Here is a 14,980-nt window from a genome sequence, read left to right as displayed (position 1 = left end):
AGCTACCACTCGGCGCGGAGGCCAAAATACCCTCCAACTGACTGCTTCTTGTCACCACTTAAATTCGTTGAATAGCTGGCGGCCCCATAAAGACTAACTGTCTTGCTGAGACGCGTACTAAGACCACCACCGATTTCCAGCTGTGTTCCCTCAACATCGGTGACGACATCTCGTGAATTGAACGTCACCGTATCATCAGAACCGAACTGGTGCCAGAGATTGACATTCATGAATGGCTGCACGGGTTTTCCGTTCAATTCAAAATTGCCTTCGAGACGTGTCCCGAGCCTTCCAACCGCGCTATTTGAAGTATCATAGTCGATGCTGGAGAAACGGTCGTTTGTGTCATCCAGATCGACACGCTGCCAGATCGCCTGAATTTGCGGCTCCAGCGTCCACCGATCATTCAGCACGACTGGATACCCCCCCTCGATCGAAGCAAGGATTGCTTTGCCGTCGATATCGGCTCCGATGCCGCGCGATGAAGTAGCGTCGCCGCTGATCCAGGTGTGCATTGCGATGGCATCGAGATACCAGCCATTTGAGCCAATATGGGTCCAGTAAGCACCAAGGCTATTGCCATCGAGGTCGAGCTCGCCAACGTTCCACTGGTTACGTCCCAGCGAGTTGCCTTTGACGTCACCTGTTGCGTTGGTATGGGCGAAAAACAGACCAGCCCGATCTTGGCTGCCGTCATCATGCTTGGCTGCAATGATATCGAGGCCTGTCTGAATGCCCCAGATATGACCGTCAAACTTCGGTGCCATGTCATAGCTCAGTCCACTGATAGAAGTGTCGGTCTTCTCCTTATATCCTTCGCCAAATATCCGTGCCCATGCTGCAGTCAGATTACCCTGGCTGTTCAGCAAATATTGATCGCCCTGCCGTTCGTGAAAGGTTCCCAAAGTGGCCATACCCATCTGGCGTACGATCGAAGGCACGACCGTATAGCCTGGAATTTCCGGGCGAATGTTCGGTATTCCCCCACCGGTTACTGGCGGCGGAGGCGGAGAGACTGGTGGGGAAACAGGTGGCGAAACTGGCGGGGAAACTGGTGGGGAGACTGGCGGGGAAACCGGCGGGGAAACTGGCGGGGAGACTGGCGGGGAGACTGGCGGGGAAACCGGCAACTCCGAACGCAGGAACCAGTCGTTGTCATTCTCCACGTTTGGTGTGACGCCACCGCGATACAGCCAGTATTCAAATATGCCAGCGGCGACCGGGTCGCCAAGCGTGAAGGCTCCCGTCGTTGTCGTCGCGCCTTGATCAGCATCGATGACGCGGATGCCATCAGCCACCGTCTGATCGCCAGGACCGTTGACATTGGTGACATAGATCGCTGTCGTGCCGGAGCCTTCTGCCCCAGATCCTCTGATGACCAGCTGGTCTGATGGGGAGTCGTCGGTTCCTAGATAGGTTTGAATGTTCAGACGCCCACCCTGACCGACATAGTCACCAAGCACGACAAAGCGATCCGTCGTGTTCGTATTGTTATTGGTCAGGTCGATAGTCCCGGCATTGTTGACGGTTACCAATTGACCGGATGTAAACGGTGCGACCGTGTGCGTGCCGTTTCCAGCCAGAACTGTACTGGTCGCGTCAATCGAGAGAGAACCGGTTCCAGTGCCTGCGTCTCCCATGGTCAGTGTACTATAATTACTGAAGGTAAGCTCAGAGTTTTCGACCAGATCAAAGGTCTCCCAGTGCGAGATACGCGCCACATCACCGCCCGTGGTTTGCTTCCAGACCAGATGATCGTTTCCAAGCCCACCGTCGATGGGTAAATAGCTACCCAGATTGTCTTCACCAGTTCCCTGGGTCAGACCAAGGAACTCGGCATAATCGTCACCTTCTCCCATGTCGAACATGCTGAGAATTTTGCCGCCCGACCACAGTACGAAATCGTTTCCTGCGCCCATATGCAGGCCGCTCGAACTGGTGCCGCCTGAGAAATATCCCTGATCATTGCCATTTCCTGCATTGATCGTACCGTTGATGGTGCCTCCGAGCATGAATATGACGTCGTCGCCGTCGCCCATGTCGATGACGTTCTGGATAATGTCGGTGCCGGTCGTTCCTTCTGGGCGATTGAACAGGATATCATTTCCGCCGCCAAGCAGGACGCTGCCGTTGATTGTTCCGTTATTGTCGATGATCTCTTCGCCGTCATCGCCTGTCAGTGTTCCATGAATTGTGGCCCCGGCATGGTTTTCAACACGATCAAGCGATGTACCGTGCATGGCGAAATTGGCATCCATCACGCCATAATTGATGACCTCGTTTCGGTCGCCGGTCAGCGTAAGCGCGCCGCTGACTTGCCCGCCAGCATTATTGATAAAACGGTTGTTTCCCGTGGCTTCCAGCGTCAGACCCGCGTCAAACGTGCCGTTATTGGTCACGGTGTTCTCGGCACCCGTCATGCTGACGGTTCCGGCGATCTGTCTACCTGCTGCAAGCGTCAGGGAATTGGTGCCGGTCCCAGTTACGGTAACGTTGCCATTTAAAGAGCCGTCCTGAAGCAGATTAAACGTCGTATTGTTGGCAGCATTAATACTGCCATCAATTTGACCATAATTGTTCAGGTCGTTATTGCCAGGACCGGTAATGGAAACGTTGCCCTCCAGCGTCGCACCGCTTTGTACATTTACAACCAGTGACGTGCCTGGTGTATTTGTGTAGCCGCCATTCACGAAGCCTGTGCAGTTCACAATGCCGCCAACTTCGACACAGTCGGCTCTTGCCTCGGTGCGCGAAAAGCCAATGATTGCGAGAGATGCAACGGATCCAAGCAGTGCCAGGCGAAGTCTCGATGTAATTGCGCAGTTCGGAGGGAAAATCAGGACTGGTGCATGACGGCGACCCGCTGTTGTCCCCTGATCGCTTATGCTTCTGACTGCTCGTTCCGCATTTCCAGACATCAGAACCCCTCATGATTCGGTCACGGTCAATGCAATTAAGCGTGAAACAAAAAAACCGTCAATAAAATCTGCTGTTCTCATCCGGAATAGGAAACAAATGGAAAATATTTGCCTGTATAAAAGAAAGATAAATTTCATCTTTAAGCATACGCCGTCCTGTCCAAGGAGCAATTCGGCACAAAACATATTAAAGCCAACACTTGCTTCAAAACGGAACAAGAAACGTGTAGCTACCTATCTTACACGCTCCGTCTATAAAGCTTCACTGAAAGGGCACAATCTGGCAGAGGTTCAATTAGTCAGTGAATGACCTTTTTAAGAACGAAGACACACCAGGCGATGATTGCAATGAATAAGAGAGTGCACAACAATCAAGACAAAGCAGCTGCGTCTCGTTTACGCGAGGAATTTGTAGATTATTTGCTGGGCGAACTAACAGACTGCTTTTCCTTGTCTGAAATGTCACCTCAGTGTCCATACTGTCAAAACTCTACAACATATCTTATCAAAAGAGGCGGAAAGCCATCGAGTGAATTGCCTAAATTCCGCTGTGAAGCCTGCAATCGAATGTTCAGTCGGCTGACGGGTTCGGTTTTTTCTCATATCAATCGCAGCGAATTCCTGCCCGGTTTTATAAAGCAGTTGCCACAACAAAAATCTTACAGACTGGCCGCACGGGAGCTTGGATGTGAATGGCGTTTGCTCTGGCGTTGGACAATGAAATTAAAGAAATGGCTGGCAACTCACGAGAACGGAGTGCAGTGGACAGAGTGCATACGTTTGGGCTACGAGACGATGGCAGCCAGTGGCCGCCGAACACGGCCGCCTATTGGACCCCTTGAACCAGAAATCATGCGGTTGAGATTTGCAGGTCATGCTATAGGCACAATTGCAACTCGATTAGGACTGAACCATGCAACAGTGGCGAAAGTCATCCAACACTACAATTCCCTGTCCGCGGGTGTAGATCTACCTCCTCGTCGCAGACCAGGACGCCCGTTGACAATCACATTCTCCACCGAGATCATCCGGGAAGTGGAAAGAAGACGCGCTGACGGTCAGAAACTGACGAAAATTGCACGGGAGCTGAACCTTCCCTATGAACCACTCTCACGTCAGTGCCGACGGGCCCGTGCGGTTTCTGACTGGCAATCTGAAGAATGAGTGCATGGGACGTGGTCCAAGCTGCTGTCTTTGAGCATTGTCATTTCTTTGATGTACAGAAGACGTACTGATATACTTCTCATTCATGACGAAACATTTGCAACAGAACGACTTTGGCTCGCACTAGGTGCGAGCCAAATTTCTTAATATAGCGACAGTATTGCGCAAGCACTCGCCACCAATTTGATCAAGCCTTCTTGATCAGACCAAGCTGCATCATGGCCGTCAGTCCATCGTCAAGACCGTTTTCCTCCACGATCAGCCCATCGACGACTTTCAATACGGTCTTGCCGGTGAAGTGCATCTTGCGGCCAGTCGCAGCCGGAAGGCCTTCATAACCGGGCAAGAGGTCATCCCAGGCCGCGCCGGTGTGTGTGCCACCGCCTTCCCATTGACCAACAACATAATCACCTTCAGCGATCAGGTCGGCCGTGCCCCAGAAATTAAGGTCCGGAAATGCCGCACGGAAATCCGTCATGAACGCCTTGATATCATCACGACCGCGACGCGGTTCGTGAAGAGAATATTGCAAAAGCATATCCGGATGGGCGATTTCATCGATAACGGCAAGGTTCACATCCTTACCCCAAAATTCGGTGAACCAGCGAACGACGACGGCTTTGTTGTCTTCTTCTTTGCTCATGGGAAAGTCCTCTCTTTCGATCGGGTACCATCGAAACTGCTCGATGACCTGTAAACAGGAATATTGGACCTTCACTGGCATCAAACTCCGGTTCTTACCCTCAAATCGGAATGGATGTGCGTGACATCAAATATCGGGATTTTGTGATTTGAAAACAGGAAACGGAGTGTGGAAGACATTATGGGAACCATAAATGCCCGCATGATTTCTATTATCCCGCCAAACTACAAGATCGCTTTTCGCAACAGGAACCGCATCGGTATGGTGATCGAAATGATCCCGGAAGATGAGACGCTTGATGCGTGGACCGAAATGCTGACCGTGCACATCATGCATAATGTGAATGAGCATACGCTCGACAGTTTCTACAAAGGTATGAAACAAGCATGGAAGGAAATGTGTGCGGGAGGGGGGGCAAGCCGGATCGTAGAACGCGGGGTTGAAAACCAGCAACCGACCTTGATCTGGTCCCAGGCCTGTCCTCTCAATCCTCAAACCGGGCGTCCTGAAAACACCTGGTTCAAGCTCTCCATACGAAGCGGCGTTATCGTGGTTGTGCAGAAGGCGTTCAGATTCGAGCCATCTGCGGACGATATCGCTTTCTGGCTTGAATTTCTGGGCAAGTTCCAGGTAACTTCTCGCGGAGATACCGTGCAATAGACGCGATTGCCCGCACCTGGAAATGCCGAATTCTGCAGGCGACGACCGCGGGATCGTGTCTGAACCTACCAGCCCGGATAGAGCAGATAGAGGCGTAGCCAGTCATCTAAAACACCAGCCGCCCGCATGCATTCAATGGCATCTGCAGCATGCCATGAGCATGGGACGCGTCGCAGCCAGACATTATCTTTTCCTGCCCTGTAAAGCCATATGATTGAGGCCGCCAGCATCTGGCGCTCTTTTGACATATGGCGATAGCCGGCTCGCCATTGCTCCATCCCCACAGCCATCACTTCGTCGTGGTAGAAATCGTATCCGGTCGGCTGGATCGAGTGATGATATGGACCATGCCCGCTATCCTGGAAAAGTGTGTCCAGATTGTACCGGGCAATTATTGTTCTCAGGTGTTGGTCGAACGATCTCAGTTTGTCATGACTTGACGGCAGGATATCAATACCTGGAACGCTTGATAGCTGGCGGATGTCTTCGTTATCGAGCTCAAGTCTCGACGCAACCAGTCGCGTCAGGCGGTATGCCGGATATCGAGCTCGTGCCGTTTCGACAGACATGAGTGAGAGTCCGATAAGATGCAACGGTTCGGGCATGCTTTCGTAAAGAACGAATTGCCGATGGATATCGCCGGGAGAGCCGTCCGACGGAAGCTGCGGAACAGACATATCAGTGCTCCAGGACTGGCTGTTCGCGTGCAAGAAGCCTGCGCTTGCGATTCACGCCCCACCGATAACCGGAAATCGAGCCGTCCTTTCTGATGACGCGGTGGCAGGGTATGATCACTGCAATGGAATTATTGGCAATTGCTGCCGTGACATCGCGTGCATCACTTGATCCGAGCCTCGCCGCCAACGCCCCATAACTAATGGTCTGGCCCACAGGCACTTCCCGCAACATCTGCCATACCTGCACTTCATATGGCGTTCCGCGCAAATCCAGTGGCAAATCACAAGCTCGCGCCGGATTCTCTATCACTGCTATCACAACTTCCAGCAAACCGGCCATTTCTTCCTGACGGCGCTCCAGTGTCGCACCCGCAAAACGTTTGCGGAGAGCATCTATGGTGGCTGTATGTGTGGAACTGAATTCGAGTGCAACAATACCCTTGTCTGATATGACAAGCACAAAATCACCCAACGAACAGGTTCCCCACGCAAATCGGATAATCTCAAACATGTTTATTGCCTCCAGGCTCACTGTAAGACGAGTGTAATGCCTTTATGTCGGAGCGCGCTCCGATCCTTGTTTTCAAATCAGAATATGGGCTCGATCTTTAATTTGCTGAAGGTACAGGCAATCAGCTTCCCAACGAGGAGATGCATCAGCACAATGCGTCCTGATCACTCAAAAAATCGTTTGAATTCATTAGCCGTGTGTCGAAAGGCGAAAGATATCGGCAATCTTTCATCGCGCACAGACGCTTCAGGTCAACACAATGTCAGGGTGGCCATGACCAATTAGTGTTCGATCCTGTGTCAGGCGAGCCTGAGTATTGTTGTCTCGGCAAGCAGATAGGTCTCGCCGGAATCGAAACGGACCTCAATATCGCCGTTATCGAGAGCGGCCCATTCTGCATAACCATCAGATACCAACTGGCCGATGTATTTCATGACGAGCGCCTTGTCCGGACTGTCCTGGGCAAAGGCGACTATCGCGTCGACGGCTGCTGCAGTTCCCGGTAACTTGCGCCGACTCGCTCTTGCATCGAATCCGCCGCGCGAAAACATGATCCTTGGTATCCTTGTCCTTATTACCGCGAGTATCTGACCTTCGCTGACCAGATACCGTGCGCCGATTTCACGAATGATATCTCATTAAACATATGGGTTCCTTCAGCCACACTCCGATTATTGTCGTTAAACTGAAAGAATACCCGAATATTACAATGCACCCCGGAAGGTGAGATTAATACGCATACGTCCTACCGTCTCGTGTGTTCCCTCCTTCAATTCTGTAACGCCATGATAGAAAAGCCGTGATGGGCCACCCCAGACTGCGACATCCCCATGCCGCAATTCATATTTCTTCACAGCATCATTCCGCTTCAGGCCACCAAACTGGAAGGTCGCCGGCAAACCAAGGGAGACAGATACAATCGGATTTGCGAAATCACGTTCATTCTTGTCCTGATGCAGGGATAGACGAGCGCCGGGCTCATAGCGATTGATCAGGCAGGCGTCCGGGCGGAAGTCCGGATACCCTGCCTTTGTCGCGGCATCCACTGCGAGATCGATAAAGGCTTTTGGCATGGCCGGCCAGGGATGGCCAGTTTCAGGATCATTTTTGTCATACCGGTAGCCGGTTCGGTCCGTAACCCAGCCAGCCGTGCCGCAATTTGTCATGGCTACCGACATGGTGAAACCGCCTGGTGTCACCATATGCCGAAACCGCGCTTGTGCGATGATCGCGTCGAGTGCTGCGAGCAAATCTCTTTCGTACGGCAGTGCAGCACCACGCAGAAGCACGGCGCCTTCTGCCATTATTTCGGTTGCGGGCTCGATGTGAGCGAACAAATCAGACATTGCCTAGCCTATTGATTATCAGTGTTGTTAAGATGTGAAAAGCAGGTGTGAGGCCCAAGGATTTGCAGAGTGACCACGCCTTATTCCCAAATGGTGTGACATGGTCTTGAATCGACGCGACATTCACCTCTGTTAGGCCAGAACGTTACCGCGCTCGCGCGGTATACGCCAAAGATACCAGGCCGCGACGGTACGGTGGGGAGACCATGCCTTCGAAATCTGGAGAAGTTGTTTTGGTCGGGGCTGTTCGGGGAGCGATTTCAACACGCGGTACCCTTCGCGTACGCCAAAATCGTCAACAGGCAGAACATCCATCCTTTCAAGTGAATACATCAGTAGCATTTCGACTGTCCAACGACCAACGCCCTTGATGGAGATCATACGTTCGATCAAGGCTTCGTCGTCCATGGTTGCGGCGGCGTCGTGTGTCGGAACCAGGCCATCGACTGCGCCCTGTGCAATTGACTTGATGGTCGCGATCTTGCTTGTTGAGAATCCGCAGCTTCGAAGAAGGTCAAAATCGGCAAGGATCAGGTCTTCCGGAGACGGAAAATCACAATGCTCGAACAATCCCTTGAGACGGCCGATGATCGCGTCCCCAGCCTTGGCCGTGAGCTGCTGATATGCGATAGCCCGCACGAGTGCCTCATAGGGCTCCCTTGCGGCCTTTGGATCGTGCCGACATGGGCCAACCATCTCGATCAGTCTGGCCCAGTCGTCATCGTGATTAGCGAGAAAAGCGATGGATTCATTGTAACGGGTTTCGAGATTCATTCAGTCACCTTGTCTCCGTGGACAGTCGCATAACGGAGCCTTATCCAGAAAATTATAGTGAGGTCGCCATAGGACAGCGACAACAACAAATTTGGGATGGCAATGGCTGCTATTGCGGTCAGCATTAATCAAGCGGTCTGCAGCGCTTCCCGATCAAGCAACTGACGTTTGCGATCAACGCCCCAGGCGTAACCGGAAAGAGAGCCGTCGTTCCGCACGACCCGATGACATGGGATGGCAACTGCAATATTATTTGCAGCGCATGCGCCAGCAACTGCACGCGTTGCATTGGGCGTACCGATGCGCCGTGCAACCTCGGCGTACGACACGCGCTCACCAACAGGAATTTCCTGAAGAGCCTGCCAGACACGACGCTGGAAGGCAGTGCCGCGGACGTCAAGCGGAAGATCGAGCCCGATGCCAGGATTTTCCACAAAGCCACAGACTCGGGCAATCAGTGCCTCATATTCGCGATCCATCCCGATCAAATGTGCTTTCGGAAAACGATCCTGAAGGTCGCGCACGAGCATGTCCGGATCGTCGCCAAGCAGGATCGACGCAACACCCTTGGCGCTGGACGCCACGAGGATCGCACCAAGATATGACTGGCCAACCGCAAACTTGATTTCCTCATTCGCTCCGCCCGCGCGGTATTTGGTGGGCGTCATGCCGAGCATGCCGGTCGATTTTTCATAAAAGCGACCGCTTGAATTATAACCGGCATCATAAATTGCCTCGGTGACACTAGCGCCGGTGTCCAGACCTTCGCGAATCCTCTTTGCGCGGCTCGCCGCAGCATAGGCTTTCGGTGTCAGGCCGGTGGAAGCCTTGAAAATCCGGTGAAAATAGCTCGCACTACGATCGACGGATGCAGCCAGCGCTTCCAGCGAAGGTTCTTCTTCGCTTTCCTCAATGATGCGACAAGCTCTCGCAACAAGCGCGGCATTTTCGCTATCAAGGGAAAGTCCTTCCGGGTTGCAACGCTTGCATGGACGAAAACCTGTTGCGCGCGCGCTTTCGACCGTATCGTGAAGGGTAACATTCTTTGGGTTTGCTGTGCGCGATGGACAAGAAGGTCGACAGTAAATGCCGGTCGTCGAAACAGAATACCAGAACTCGCCATCGGCGGCCTTGTCACGGACGACAACGCGCGCCCACCGTGGATCATCAGCTACAGCGAGAAGCGGCGTGCGGGAGGTATTCAATTGCTGAATTTTCGTGTCCATGGTCTTTCACCCGTTTTTGTAATGTCACGACCATGCATCCAAAAAAGGATGCAAACACTCCGATCCTTGTTTTCAAATTCGAACTGGTTTCAATGGAGCAGGATATGGTCAAGCAAATATAATATCGCCACCAGCTATTGCTCTCGACCTCATCGGGAATCCTGCAAGTGTTTTGAGCTGGCAATCCCAGTTTGAAAATATGAATCGGAGTGTGAGTACTGACGGTAAGTGCTCGATAGTGCCGACAAGCTGCGGTCGCGCTGATCTTCGGCGTTCAATTCCGAAAGAAGTCATTTATGAAAACCCAACTGGATCCGTCACCGTTTGATGGCCTGTTAAAGGCTAGTGCCGCACGAATAGCCCAATATCCGTGGGATCAAATTGCAGGCAATCTCGATACTTACGGCGCCGCCGTCCTTCCCGGCCTGTTATCGTCAGATGACTGCACCTGCGTTGCTGACCTTTTTTCGGACACTTCTCTGGTTCGTGTGCCGGCCGTCGAAGAACAACAAAGATGGGGGAATGGAAACTATCGTTATATGCGCTATCCGTTACCAGAGAAGGTGTCCAGTTTGAGGACGGTCCTCTATCCCTATCTGGTTCCGATTGCCAATGGATGGAACGAGCGAATGGATATCGGAGAACGGTATCCATTCGATCATGAAACATATCTCGAAACCTGTTATCGTTCTGGCCAGACAATTCCGACATCTATGATGCTGGATCATTCTGTCGGCCAGCAAACTTTGCTGCATCAAGATGTTTACGGAGAAAAGGCGTTCCCGCTCCAGACCGTTATCATGCTCTCACAACGCGGGGCCGATTTTAACGGCGGTGAATTCGTTATCACCGAGCAGCGTCCACGCATGCAGACCCGCCCTGAAGTGGTCACCCTGAATAAAGGCGATGCCCTTGTGTTCGCCACCTCCAATCGCCCGGTAAATGGCACTCGAGGCATGTATCGCGTCAATTTGAGACACGGCTTCAGTCAGGTTCGAGAGGGCAAACAGCGTGTTCTCAGCATCATCTTCCACGACGCCGCCAAATGACCGGGAGAAATTTTTCCATGTCCAATACTATTGAAGCCAGAAACCTGTCTGCAGCCGAGCGCGTTGACCAGATCGACTGGGAACGCATGGCGAGAGACCTCGCGGAAGGCGGATCGGCCGTCGCCCGGCAATTGCTGTCCCCGGAGGAATGTGAGGCACTGACAGCACTTTATGCGCAAAGTGATCTTTTCCGCAGCCGTGTTGTCATGGCGCGTTACGCCTTCGGCAAGGGCGAGTATCAGTACTTCAGCTATCCACTGCCAGATCTCGTCGGGGAACTGCGAACCGCGCTCTATCGACATCTCGCGCCGATTGCCAATGGCTGGAATCAGCGGATGCGCGTCGACACTGTTTATCCAGACGAACATGCCGAGTATCTGGATTATTGCCACCGTGCCGGTCAGAAACGGCCAACACCACTGTTGCTTGAGTATGGCGTCGGCGACTATTGCTGCATGCATCAGGATCTCTACGGCGACCTTGCATTTCCAATGCAGGTTGTTGTCCTGCTGGCTGAACCGGTGCGGGATTTTACCGGCGGAGAGTTTTTGCTTGTCGAACAAAATCCGCGTGGCCTTTCGAAAGCGGAAGTCGTTCCGCTTCGTCAGGGCGATGCCGTGGCTTTCGCGGTGAATCACCGACCGGCAAAGAGTGCGCGTGGAACCGCCCGTGTAAATTTACGCCATGGTGTCAGCCGCCTTCATTCCGGGCATCGGCATACTCTGGGTATTATCTTCCACGACGCCAAATAAACGTTCATCGGCGAATGTGCCGGACACTTTCGTGTCCGTCATTTTTACTTTTGGGTTCGGTTTTTTGATTTGAAAGCAAGGATCGGAGTTTGGCTCGGAAGCCGACATCGTAACGTTGATCATGAGGTTCGATCAAGGAGATAAGACAATGAACTGCGTGATCACAACCACGACGCTTCGAGCAGAGCCGCGAATACATCAGACACCGTCTGAACCAGATATTCTCTCATATGCAATCACAAACTGCGAACTCGGCAGGATATTGGTTGCGCGTAGTACAAAGGGTGTCTGTTCGATTCTGATCGGCGATGAAGCCGATGCATTGATCGCGGATCTCGCCAGACGGTTCCCGAAGTCTATGCTCAATGCGGATGAGAATGATGTGAAAGACGATATCGGGAAAGTGTTGCGCTATGTGGCAAAGCCCTCCGAAGGCCTTCACTTGGAACTCGATATGCGCGGTACACCATTCCAGCGTCAGGTTTGGGAAAAGCTTCAGAAAATACCCGTTGGTCAAACGGTCAGTTACACTGAGTTGGCCAGTAGTCTGAGCCCGTTGTTCCATTCACGTTCGGTCGCCACCGCCTGCGCGGCCAATCCGATTGCATTAGCCGTTCCGTGTCATCGCGTAGTGCGAAGCGACGGTACTCTAGCTGGATATCGCTGGGGACTGGAGCGCAAACGTAACCTTATTGAAAAGGAAGCCGCAGCATGAACGAGGTTGCAAATACAATCGCTTCTGTCACATCGGTTACAGAAGCAGAGGCTAGAGTTGCCGCATTTGATTGGCAAGTGCTCGCCGGAGAACTTGATAACTACGGCTGTGCCGTTTTACCTGGTCTCTTCACACAGGAAGAAGGCCGTGATCTTGCGGCACTTTATCCCGACGAAAGCCATTTCCGCAGCCATATCATTATGGCGCGGCATGGCTTCGGCAGGGGCGAGTATCGCTATTTCAAGTATCCGTTGCCAGATCTTATCGGTGGCATGCGTACGGCACTCTATCCGCGGCTCGCCGGCGTAGCCAATAATTGGAACGAGCGGATGGGGCTCGATCAGCGCTTTCCTTGCGAGCACGCGTCATTCCTACAGCAATGTCATGATGCCGGGCAGGTGCGTCCGACGCCACTTTTGCTTCAATATGTTCCGGGCGACTTCAACTGCCTGCATCAGGATCTTTATGGCGATCTTGCTTTCCCGATTCAGGTGGCTGTCCTGCTCTCGGAACCGGGCCAGGATTTTACTGGCGGCGAATTCGCGCTGACCGAGCAGCGGCCACGCATGCAAAGCCGCGTTGAGGTGGTGCCGTTGCGCCAGGGTGATGCCGTTGCGTTCGCTGTCCACAATCGTCCTGTTCAGGGTTCCAAGGGAAACTATCGTGTAAATCTGCGTCATGGCGTCAGTCGCGTTCGTTCGGGCATGCGCCATACAGTAGGGATCATTTTCCACGACGCGCGATAGCGTCGCTATTCCGACGCTGCGACAGAAGCAGCGTCGGACCATGTTTCTGCACAGTAGGGCTTTCAGGGAACCACCGAAGATATTTGTTCAATCGCGGAGAGTCTTCCGGCTATTGGCTCAATCATTCGGTAGGTCAGGGTGCGCGATTACTCAGCGGAAGACAGCTAAAGACGACACAGGCACCGTCCGCAGAGGGAATGTTGACAGGAACCCCGTACTCATTGGGATTGCACTGTGATGTGTTCGAGGCAAAACGATCAAACAACACAGTCTGCCCGGTACGGGACGGATACCGTAAGATCGTCTGCCCGGTACGGGACGGATACCGTAAGATCGCCTGCCCGTCGCGATCAAGAAGGGCTTGAATATCCGCACAACGGCGGGTGTTCGTATCAATTTTGCTGATCGCCAGCGCCGGCACTGCAAAGCCGAGCGCAAGGATAGTAGATAGAATAACCTTTCGCATATGCACCTCCTTTTGCCTGGTAATTATCGAACAAAGCATGATGACACTCACGCACTCCGCGTTCGCGGAACTAAGATCGGTGATCAAGAATGTCTCGCACGAGAGAGAAGGGAGATGCACTCCGCTTCTTCTTCCCGAATTCGATTCATATTGGCCCGGTTGATAGCGGAGGGTACGCTTTCGTCACCGTGCAACTGAAATACCGGAACAGCTCCCAAACTCCATTAAACTGCTCAGAACTGACAGCATAATACTGCTGTCTACAGTAAGGCATTAATCCCGCTCGTTGTTCGTTCATCCGGCAAGTTGACCAAACAATTGCGGCAGGGCGGAAGGCGCAGTTCTTCAAACATCAATTATTTGAAAGTAGGAAGCGGAGTGCCGCCTGTACTATCGATTGCTAGGAGACACGTAACTGAACAAATGCAGTGTGATGTGGAATTCGCATCTGGCGCGTGAATCGAGGATCAAAGTATGGAAATCGTAGTTAGTGAAAGCGCTTGGGTCGGCGATCTGATCTCAACTGGTGTCTGCGAAAACGATCCGATACTGAATCGCTCATTATTGGAGAGCGACGATCTTACATCTCTGATCAGAAAAGATGCGCCGGACTTGGTTCTCATTACGGAAGACGAGCGTACAGCGTCGATTGACGAAATGCTACAATCGCAACCAAGTGGAGATGTGTGGATATTTGGCTATGGGTCTCTGATCTGGAACCCTGCGATCAAGTATACAGAAAGGCGCATTGCACGCATTGAAGGTTGGCACCGATCTTTCTGCATGTCCATAATCGCGGGACGTGCATCGGCAGCAACACCCGGCTTGATGCTGGCCCTCGATGAGGGGGGATATTGTCAGGGAAGTGCATTTCGTCTGGCGGAAACCGATGTTCGGGCTGAGCTTACCTTGCTGTGGCGTCGCGAGATGATATGTCGGGGAGGGTATATACCCCGTTGGCTCGAGCTTCTTGATATCAATGGCAAATGTTTCGGGCATGCGATTGCATTCACAATAAATCAGGACGGCGGCAAGTATGCAGGAAACATGCCGAACGACCAAGCTGTTCAGCGTTTGGCGACTGCCAGCGGCGGGCTTGGATCATGTGCGGATTATCTATTCCAGACGCGAGATGGACTAAGATCGCATGGCATTCCGGATGCAGAGCTTGAGTATCTTGCGAAACAGGTCGAAGCCGTACTGCAAGCCTAAAATCGCGTTCAGATTGCAGCTCGTCGGTTATCTAATCTATACAGCTCCCTCGAGAGAAGTCCCTCACAGTTACCGCATAAGAAGCTGGCCAAAACAGTGCTACAGCCCGTTGGAAAAATAC

General features: G+C 52.6%; 16 protein-coding genes. 7 read left to right on the top strand and 9 right to left on the bottom strand.

Annotated elements, in window-relative coordinates; translation table 11 throughout:
* Positions 1 to 2: 2 nt before the first annotated feature.
* Positions 3 to 2,918 carry an autotransporter domain-containing protein gene (locus QBD01_RS07380; protein WP_280992261.1) on the bottom strand — a complete coding sequence of 972 codons (2,916 nt, stop codon included), beginning with the start codon at positions 2,916 to 2,918 and terminating at the stop codon, positions 3 to 5.
* Between the two features lie 348 nt (positions 2,919 to 3,266).
* Between QBD01_RS07380 and QBD01_RS07375 the strand changes: the two genes are divergently transcribed.
* On the top strand, positions 3,267 to 4,082 hold the full coding sequence (locus QBD01_RS07375; protein WP_280992260.1) for a hypothetical protein: 816 nt from the start codon (positions 3,267 to 3,269) through the stop codon (positions 4,080 to 4,082).
* Between the two features lie 187 nt (positions 4,083 to 4,269).
* Here the strand turns inward: QBD01_RS07375 and QBD01_RS07370 are convergent, their stop codons facing one another.
* Positions 4,270 to 4,725, bottom strand: a complete 456-nt coding sequence (locus tag QBD01_RS07370; protein ID WP_280992259.1) for an ester cyclase — start codon at positions 4,723 to 4,725, stop codon at positions 4,270 to 4,272.
* Positions 4,726 to 4,893: 168 nt separating this feature from the next.
* Between QBD01_RS07370 and QBD01_RS07365 the strand changes: the two genes are divergently transcribed.
* Positions 4,894 to 5,385: a hypothetical protein gene (locus QBD01_RS07365; protein WP_280992258.1), complete on the top strand. Its 492-nt coding sequence runs from the start codon at positions 4,894 to 4,896 to the stop codon at positions 5,383 to 5,385.
* A 65-nt stretch (positions 5,386 to 5,450) separates the two neighbouring features.
* Here the strand turns inward: QBD01_RS07365 and QBD01_RS07360 are convergent, their stop codons facing one another.
* From QBD01_RS07360 to ada, 6 genes are all read right to left on the bottom strand, one after another.
* Complete coding sequence (locus tag QBD01_RS07360; protein WP_280992257.1) at positions 5,451 to 6,062, bottom strand: hypothetical protein; 612 nt, start codon at positions 6,060 to 6,062, stop codon at positions 5,451 to 5,453.
* 1 nt (position 6,063) lies between these two features.
* Positions 6,064 to 6,573, bottom strand: coding sequence for a methylated-DNA--[protein]-cysteine S-methyltransferase (locus QBD01_RS07355; protein ID WP_280992256.1), 510 nt, complete (start codon positions 6,571 to 6,573; stop codon positions 6,064 to 6,066).
* 299 nt (positions 6,574 to 6,872) lie between these two features.
* Positions 6,873 to 7,124 (bottom strand): hypothetical protein, encoded by a 252-nt coding sequence (locus tag QBD01_RS07350; RefSeq protein WP_280992255.1) that lies wholly within the window; start codon positions 7,122 to 7,124, stop codon positions 6,873 to 6,875.
* 153 nt (positions 7,125 to 7,277) lie between these two features.
* Complete coding sequence (alkB, locus tag QBD01_RS07345; RefSeq protein WP_280992254.1) at positions 7,278 to 7,919, bottom strand: DNA oxidative demethylase AlkB; 642 nt, start codon at positions 7,917 to 7,919, stop codon at positions 7,278 to 7,280.
* Positions 7,920 to 8,051: 132 nt separating this feature from the next.
* On the bottom strand, positions 8,052 to 8,693 hold the full coding sequence (locus QBD01_RS07340) for a DNA-3-methyladenine glycosylase (RefSeq protein WP_280992253.1): 642 nt from the start codon (positions 8,691 to 8,693) through the stop codon (positions 8,052 to 8,054).
* A 128-nt stretch (positions 8,694 to 8,821) separates the two neighbouring features.
* On the bottom strand, positions 8,822 to 9,919 hold the full coding sequence (gene ada / locus QBD01_RS07335; protein WP_280992252.1) for a bifunctional DNA-binding transcriptional regulator/O6-methylguanine-DNA methyltransferase Ada: 1,098 nt from the start codon (positions 9,917 to 9,919) through the stop codon (positions 8,822 to 8,824).
* A gap of 296 nt (positions 9,920 to 10,215) precedes the next feature.
* Between ada and QBD01_RS07330 the strand changes: the two genes are divergently transcribed.
* The 4 genes from QBD01_RS07330 (at position 10,216) to QBD01_RS07315 (ending at position 13,181) form a co-directional block, all read left to right on the top strand.
* Positions 10,216 to 10,968, top strand: a complete 753-nt coding sequence (locus tag QBD01_RS07330; RefSeq protein ID WP_280992251.1) for a 2OG-Fe(II) oxygenase — start codon at positions 10,216 to 10,218, stop codon at positions 10,966 to 10,968.
* 17 nt (positions 10,969 to 10,985) lie between these two features.
* Entirely contained in the window at positions 10,986 to 11,720 is a 735-nt protein-coding gene (locus QBD01_RS07325; protein ID WP_280992250.1) for a 2OG-Fe(II) oxygenase, read from the top strand.
* A 148-nt stretch (positions 11,721 to 11,868) separates the two neighbouring features.
* Entirely contained in the window at positions 11,869 to 12,435 is a 567-nt protein-coding gene (locus QBD01_RS07320; protein ID WP_280992249.1) for a methylated-DNA--[protein]-cysteine S-methyltransferase, read from the top strand.
* Positions 12,432 to 13,181: a 2OG-Fe(II) oxygenase gene (locus QBD01_RS07315; RefSeq protein WP_280992248.1), complete on the top strand. Its 750-nt coding sequence runs from the start codon at positions 12,432 to 12,434 to the stop codon at positions 13,179 to 13,181. The genes QBD01_RS07320 and QBD01_RS07315 overlap by 4 nt, the downstream gene beginning before the upstream one ends.
* A 133-nt stretch (positions 13,182 to 13,314) precedes the next feature.
* On the opposite strand, the gene QBD01_RS07310 is transcribed toward QBD01_RS07315, so the two are convergent.
* Positions 13,315 to 13,647 carry a hypothetical protein gene (locus QBD01_RS07310; protein ID WP_280992247.1) on the bottom strand — a complete coding sequence of 111 codons (333 nt, stop codon included), beginning with the start codon at positions 13,645 to 13,647 and terminating at the stop codon, positions 13,315 to 13,317.
* A gap of 474 nt (positions 13,648 to 14,121) precedes the next feature.
* Here QBD01_RS07310 and QBD01_RS07305 point away from each other — a divergent pair, with 474 nt between their 5' ends.
* A complete protein-coding gene (locus QBD01_RS07305; RefSeq protein WP_280992246.1) occupies positions 14,122 to 14,859 on the top strand; it encodes a gamma-glutamylcyclotransferase in 738 nt (245 codons plus the stop codon).
* Positions 14,860 to 14,980 lie beyond the last annotated feature (121 nt).

Origin of the sequence: Ochrobactrum sp. 19YEA23 (assembly GCF_029909865.1) — a bacterium.
Taxonomy (GTDB): Bacteria; Pseudomonadota; Alphaproteobacteria; order Rhizobiales; family Rhizobiaceae; genus Brucella; species Brucella gambitense.
This window is presented reverse-complemented; position numbering and strand designations above follow the sequence as displayed.

Bases quoted from the DNA above. Each gene is read 5' to 3' on its own strand.
- QBD01_RS07375 (WP_280992260.1), top strand. From the start codon at position 3,267: ATGAATAAGAGAGTGCACAACAATCAAGACAAAGCAGCTGCGTCTCGT.
- QBD01_RS07350 (WP_280992255.1), bottom strand. From the start codon at position 7,124: ATGTTTTCGCGCGGCGGATTCGATGCAAGAGCGAGTCGGCGCAAGTTA.
- QBD01_RS07370 (WP_280992259.1), bottom strand. From the start codon at position 4,725: ATGAGCAAAGAAGAAGACAACAAAGCCGTCGTCGTTCGCTGGTTCACC.
- QBD01_RS07315 (WP_280992248.1), top strand. From the start codon at position 12,432: ATGAACGAGGTTGCAAATACAATCGCTTCTGTCACATCGGTTACAGAA.
- QBD01_RS07360 (WP_280992257.1), bottom strand. From the start codon at position 6,062: ATGTCTGTTCCGCAGCTTCCGTCGGACGGCTCTCCCGGCGATATCCAT.
- QBD01_RS07355 (WP_280992256.1), bottom strand. From the start codon at position 6,573: ATGTTTGAGATTATCCGATTTGCGTGGGGAACCTGTTCGTTGGGTGAT.
- QBD01_RS07380 (WP_280992261.1), bottom strand. From the start codon at position 2,918: ATGTCTGGAAATGCGGAACGAGCAGTCAGAAGCATAAGCGATCAGGGG.
- QBD01_RS07325 (WP_280992250.1), top strand. From the start codon at position 10,986: ATGTCCAATACTATTGAAGCCAGAAACCTGTCTGCAGCCGAGCGCGTT.
- QBD01_RS07340 (WP_280992253.1), bottom strand. From the start codon at position 8,693: ATGAATCTCGAAACCCGTTACAATGAATCCATCGCTTTTCTCGCTAAT.
- QBD01_RS07320 (WP_280992249.1), top strand. From the start codon at position 11,869: ATGAACTGCGTGATCACAACCACGACGCTTCGAGCAGAGCCGCGAATA.
- QBD01_RS07305 (WP_280992246.1), top strand. From the start codon at position 14,122: ATGGAAATCGTAGTTAGTGAAAGCGCTTGGGTCGGCGATCTGATCTCA.
- ada (WP_280992252.1), bottom strand. From the start codon at position 9,919: ATGGACACGAAAATTCAGCAATTGAATACCTCCCGCACGCCGCTTCTC.
- QBD01_RS07330 (WP_280992251.1), top strand. From the start codon at position 10,216: ATGAAAACCCAACTGGATCCGTCACCGTTTGATGGCCTGTTAAAGGCT.
- alkB (WP_280992254.1), bottom strand. From the start codon at position 7,919: ATGTCTGATTTGTTCGCTCACATCGAGCCCGCAACCGAAATAATGGCA.
- QBD01_RS07310 (WP_280992247.1), bottom strand. From the start codon at position 13,647: ATGCGAAAGGTTATTCTATCTACTATCCTTGCGCTCGGCTTTGCAGTG.